The 6,224-nt window shown below is 28.7% G+C and carries 3 protein-coding genes and 1 riboswitch; all 3 genes read left to right on the top strand.

What is annotated here, in order from left to right; genetic code table 11:
- The first annotated feature begins 143 nt into the window (after positions 1-143).
- Positions 144-229: riboswitch (cyclic di-GMP riboswitch) on the top strand.
- A 23-nt stretch (positions 230-252) separates the two neighbouring features.
- Entirely contained in the window at positions 253-5,040 is a 4,788-nt protein-coding gene (locus tag J7M77_RS05040; protein WP_296876642.1) for a discoidin domain-containing protein, read from the top strand.
- Between the two features lie 207 nt (positions 5,041-5,247).
- The gene (locus J7M77_RS05045) at positions 5,248-5,715 is read left to right on the top strand and encodes an SWIM zinc finger family protein (RefSeq protein ID WP_296876644.1); all 468 of its coding nucleotides are present in this window, start codon (positions 5,248-5,250) and stop codon (positions 5,713-5,715) included.
- 144 nt (positions 5,716-5,859) lie between these two features.
- The coding region (locus J7M77_RS05050; RefSeq protein WP_296876646.1) for a maltose acetyltransferase domain-containing protein at positions 5,860-6,224 on the top strand (365 nt) is incomplete at its 3' end.

Genomic DNA, 6,224 nt, shown 5'->3' on the forward strand with positions numbered 1-6,224 from the left:
AATGATATTTTTAAGATTGTATTGTATAAATTATAATAAAATAATATAAAAATTTAATTATTATCACAACTTAATAAAAATTAATATCATTATTGTTGAAATGATTTTTAAATTATGGCATATTAAAATTGTCTTAGAGATTACAATAAAATAGGCAAACCTGTTGAAAAACAGAGTACGCAAAACTATAGGGTCTACATCTTTTATGATATGATAGCCAGCTGCATTTCTTTTTGGGGGCGTGCTTTTTGTATGCTTTTTTATTGTTCAAAAGGAGGTATTGGAATTGAAAAACAAAGTAAAATTTTATTATTAAGTGCAATTATTATAACAGCATTATTTGCTCCGTTAAAAGTATTTGCAACTGATAGTAGTAAGGAGGTGGAAGTACAACCGGATATTTCTGAATTATCTGGAGATAGCGTTGAAGAGATGCAAGAGGATTTTGATTCGATTGCAAATAAAAATGCTAAAAGTTCAAAAGACATAAAGCCATATAATATAGATTTTTCTAAATTTATATATTTGTCTGATATTGAACATGATGCTAACTTATCTTATCTAGAATGGAAACAGGTAAAAAAAGATTACAGTTCTTCAGGAAACAATTTACATCTTTTAGTTAATGGTAAATCAAAAATATTTTCAAAAGGAATTGGTGTTGATTCTGATGCTCAAGTTGTTTACAACATCGAAAACTATTCAGCTGACTTTACTAAACTGGTTGGATATATTGGTGTTGATTATCGCCAAGTTAATCAAACTGGTCTAAATGTTGATGGCGTTGATTTTTCGATTGAAACATCTAATGATGGTAAAACTTGGAATAAAGTATGCAACATTGGAATGAAGCAAGCCAAAGATGAGGCTTATAAATTAGATCTAGATATTTCAAATGTAAAATATATTAGATTAAATGCTTTAAATGGTCCTAATGGATTTAAATCGTATGATCATGCTTTATTTGCAGAAATCAGACTTGTTCAAAAAGGATATAATGTTGATGAAGAAACTGATTATACTGGATTTAAAACATTAGAAGAGTATGATAAAACAATTTCTAGTCGTTCAATTGAAGAAAACTTTTCAAATCATAAAAAAGAAATTCTTGAAAGAGAATTAGTAAATAGAGTAGGTTATGATAATCTTATTTCAGCGGCAAGATATGTTGATGGAGCTGCTGATGCATTTGACTGGCTAAAGAAAGATAAAGATGCTTTGCAATTATTTATTGAAGCTGGTGGTTATTTTAGTGGTAATGGATATAATGCGGTAGTTGCATTAGGTCGATTATATAAAAAGCATAGCGGAGATATGACTAATCCAGTTTATAAAAAATTACTTTTAGCTACAGCAGCCGCTTTTTGTAAAGACATTAGAAGTTTCACAGTAAACTATGGTGGTAATTCATTTAAAAACGATCCTGTTGTTCGTTATGAAAATTTTAAAAAATTATATGATGATGGACAATTTGTTCGTCAAAGTGAATTTGAAAGCTATCCAATGGAATTAGTTCGAACAGTTGTAGATGGTCAGGTAAACAATGATGAAATTCAATGGTTAAGAAATTATATTGAAAAAAAATATCCAAGTAATAAATATTTAAATAACTGGGTCCGCTATAATGGTTATGGCTATGCTTCGTATGTAAATACCGGATATGGAAAAAGTGAATTCTATGATGAAGCTTATAAAAGTAAATGGGATGAAAAATACGACTTTTTGAAATATGGCGTAAGTTATGGCGAAAAGAATGTATATCGAATTTGGATGTTTATGGAAGCTGGAGCAATTTGTTGGGGTCTTTCAGGAATTGGAAGAACAGTAAATGAAGTTCAAGGGATTCCAGCAATTGGAACATATCAGCCAGGACATGAAGCATATTTGTTGTATTCACAAAACTCTGATGGAAAAGGAATTTGGAAGATTTCCGATGATATTTCTGGTTGGGGAAAATCATATACAAGATGGGGTGCAACTACTTTTACTGAACATCGTTTAATGCTTGGCTGGGGCCAAAAAGATTATAATAAATTAAGTACCGGAAACAATACATCATATACTCTATTAGCACAAGATGCTTTAAATGATTATGATAACTATTTAAATTCAATGTTTTATAATCTGATTGCTAACAGCTATAAACAAGGTACATCAAAGCATGAAGATGCTTTAAAACAATCGCTAAAATGTTATAGTAAAAATCTAGATTCACTATATGGATTATATCAATCTTATGCAGTTGATAGTTCTACTACTAATGATGAGTGGGTTGCACTAGCTAAAACAGTTGCTTTAGAATATCGCTATTTCCCAGCACCAATGGTTGATTTATTAAAACTAATTAGAGATAAAATTACTGATGAGTCATTACAAATTGAAGTTGACATGCTTCAATATGAATCATTAAAATTAGCTAGTCAGGCAACAGCTAAAGAAAGTTTACAAAACGATGCTTGTAAACAAGTAGCTAATGAATTATTAGGAAACGCTAAAGAATTTGCAACTTTTGCATTTGATGGTGAAAATGCTAATACAATTATAATTAGTGATGATTATCAACAATCAACACTTCAAATAAGAGTATCACTAGATGGTGGAAAGACATGGGAAACATTTGAAAATGGTCAAAAATGGACAAATAGCCATGCTATTAAACTATCAAAAGAACAAATTTCTAAAATCAATGCAACAGATGATATTTTAGTAGGTTTAAGCGGTACAAGTGAAAATCATCGTATCGACATTAAAGATGGAAAAGCAATTTCAAATAGTGTATATAAAAATGATGATGAAAATGTATTAGTTGGTGATATTGGAAGCTTAGAATACAGTAAAGATGATGGTGCTACTTGGAATGATTATATCGGAGGAATTAACTCTGAGATAAGATTTACTGGTGATGTTAATGTAAAATTTAGATATAAAGCTCATGGTGTATATTTACAAGGACCAGAGAAGCAGTATACTTTTAATAAAGATGAAGATAATGAAAAATCAAAATATTTACAATTAAAACATGTAAGTTTACATTCATATTCTTCACAACAAAGTGGTGGAGCTGATCATGCTGCTAAAAATTTAATTGATGGTAATGGAAATACTGCTTGGCATACTAAATTTAACTCGTATGATCAAAAATATTACTCAGTAGAATTTGATCAGGTAAGATATATTAATAAGATGACATATCTTCCAGGTGGTCAAAATGGTAGATTAAAAGCTGGAAAGATCTATGCAAGTATGAATGGAGAAGATTGGACATTAGTTCATGAATTTTCAGGATTACAAAATAACACTAATTTAAAAACAATTGATTTTAATAAAAATGTTGAAGCAAAATATCTAAAAATAGTTGCTACTGAAAATTATGGAAACTATGCCGAAGAAGGTAAAATGTATTTTAGTGGAAAAATGATTAGTTTCTACGAAGATACTACAATGTCTTTTCAAGCAGACATAAAAATCAGTTACAGTAAAACAACGTTTACTAACCAGGATGTTACAGCTAAATTGATTTTACCAGACGGTTATACTAGTGATGAAACTGAATATGTTTTCAAAGAAAATGGAACTCACATTTTTAAATATACAGATGTAACTGGTAAAGAAGGTACAATTGAATCTAAAGTTGACTGGATCGATAAAGTTGCTCCAACTGCTAAAGTAGTTTATAGTACAACTGAAGCAACAAATGGAACAGTAATTGCGACAGTTCAAGATTTTAGTGAAGATGATATTGAAATGATTAGTGAGGGTGGTTACACTCATGAATTCACTAAAAATGGAGAATTTACATTTAAATTTAAAGATAAAGCTGGTAATATTGGCAGCGTCGAAGCTAAAGTAACTTGGATTGATAAAGATGCTCCAGTATTAGGTGTTTCTTTTGATAAAACAGATTTAACAAACGGTAATGTTACGGCTACTCTATCAGGCCTAGAAGCTAGTGATACAATTTTAGGTGATGGTAAAAATTATCATACTTTTACTGAAAATGGAACTTATGAATTCGTAGTAAAAGATGCTGCCGGAAATACTACTAAATTGACTGTTTCTGTTGATTGGATTGATAAAACTAAACCGGTAGGAACATTACAATATTCTACTGAAAAATGGACCAATGATGATGTTGTTGTAACATTAAGTGATTTAAGTGAAGAAGTAGAATTTTTAGATGGATCTAAAGGTACTCATACATTTACTAAAAATGGTGAATATACATTTAAAATTAAAGACAAAGCTGGAAATGTTAATGAATATACAGCTAAAGTTACCTGGCTAGATAAATCTAAACCAGAAGGTATTTCATTATTTAACTTTGTAAGTGATGATAATGGAATGGTGTCATCAATAAAATTAAATCTTTTAGATGAAAATGTAGAAATTATTAGTATCAATGATGATACAGACAATAAAGATAAAACTATTAAAGAAAATGGTATTTATAAATATAAAATGAAACTAGTTGAAACTGGCTATGAGTTTGAATATATTGTTAAAGTTGATTGTATTGGTATGAGCAAACCAGAGTTATCAAACGATTCAAAATATGACAATGCTTTAATTGGCAGTGTTGTGGAAAATAACACTACTACTGATACAACAATTGATGATTCTAATAGCAATAATTCAAATAATGATAATACTGTTGTAAATGATAGTAATGTTGATAGTTCAAATAATGGTACACCAACTGTTACTCAAAATAATTCTAATCAAACAGAATCTAGAGAAGTAGTATTAAACTCTAATAGAAGTACAACCAATACTTCTAGAGAAAATAGTACAGTTTCAAACCAGGAGTCAAATCAAACTAAAGTTGATAACACAAACCAAAAAACTACTGAAAACCAAAAAACAGTTAAAAACGATCAGGTTTCTAGCAAAAATACTGCTAATGACCCTAAATCTAAATCAGATTCACAAAGCGGTTTTGATCTAAAAATATTAGTTCCAGTATTAGTAGGAGTTACTGGTTTAGGTGCATTATCAATTGGTTTAAGATTTAAATTAATAAAAAATCGTCACAAGATTTAATTAAAATATAACAAAAAATGACTGTAGTTCACATTTTGTGAATTACAGTTTTTATTATTTATAAATATTATAGTAATTGAATAAAAGATATTCACAATTAATTCACAAATAATAAAATAATAACATGATTGTTTCTATAACTAATTAAATAATTATGTTAGAATATTGTTATAAATAAATTATTTTTAAGAATAAGAGGTAATAACAATGGAATGGGAACATTTATTTAGAGAAATAATACTAGAACGTGGTTATGATTATTATTTAAATGATGCTGTAATTAGTATGGATGAATTTGATGGTGGGATTAGGGCAATTGTTTCGGGAACTGAGGATTATGAAGTAGAAATATTGATTGATAATAATAGAGTTATTGATATGTATTGTACTTGTCCGGATGCAATTGATGGTCATAATTGCAAACACATGGCAGCAGTTTTATATGATTGGCAAGCAGATCAGGAATTAATGGAATTAGGAAATTATGTGGAACCTGCTTTTTATCTAGATGATAAAATCAATGATCTTAAACAGATTATGACTAAAGCAACTGCTAAACAGATTAACGATTTTTTATTTGAGGTATTAAAAAATGATCATTATTTATTTTTAAAATTTAAGCAGATAGTAGAACAAAATGCAATTTCAATAAACAAGGATGATTATGAAGCATAAATAGATGCCAAAATTAAAGAAATTAGTAGTAAAGCTGTAATTTTAGATATCGCTGAAAATATAAACTATTAATGGATAAATATTTTGATTATATGAAAGACTATTTTAAAGAGTTACTTGGGGTGTAATTAAAGGAAGATAAAAATGAATGAAAAAGAGAAAATGATTAATGGTTTAAAATACGATCCGACTAATTACCAGTTAGTAATTGATCGAACTAGAGCAAATAGAATTTGTACAAAATACAACAAAAGAACTTTTTGTGAAATTAATATGCGCTCACGACTTTTAAAGAAGCTAATTCATGCATCTGGTAATTTTTGGATCAAACCGCCAATTTATTTTGACTATGGCTATAATATATATCTTGGTAAAAATGTTATGTTGAATTATGGCTGTGTAATTTTAGATGTTTGTCCAGTTAAAATAGGGGATCATACTTTAATTGGGCCAGGAAGTCATATTTATACAGCGTGTCATTCATTAGATATTCAAGAAAGAAAAGATGA

It is taken from the genome of Thomasclavelia sp., assembly GCF_017889095.1.
Classification (GTDB): domain Bacteria; phylum Bacillota_I; class Bacilli_A; order Erysipelotrichales; family Coprobacillaceae; genus Thomasclavelia.

Bases quoted from the DNA above. Each gene is read 5' to 3' on its own strand.
- J7M77_RS05040 (WP_296876642.1), top strand. From the start codon at position 253: ATGCTTTTTTATTGTTCAAAAGGAGGTATTGGAATTGAAAAACAAAGT.
- J7M77_RS05045 (WP_296876644.1), top strand. From the start codon at position 5,248: ATGGAATGGGAACATTTATTTAGAGAAATAATACTAGAACGTGGTTAT.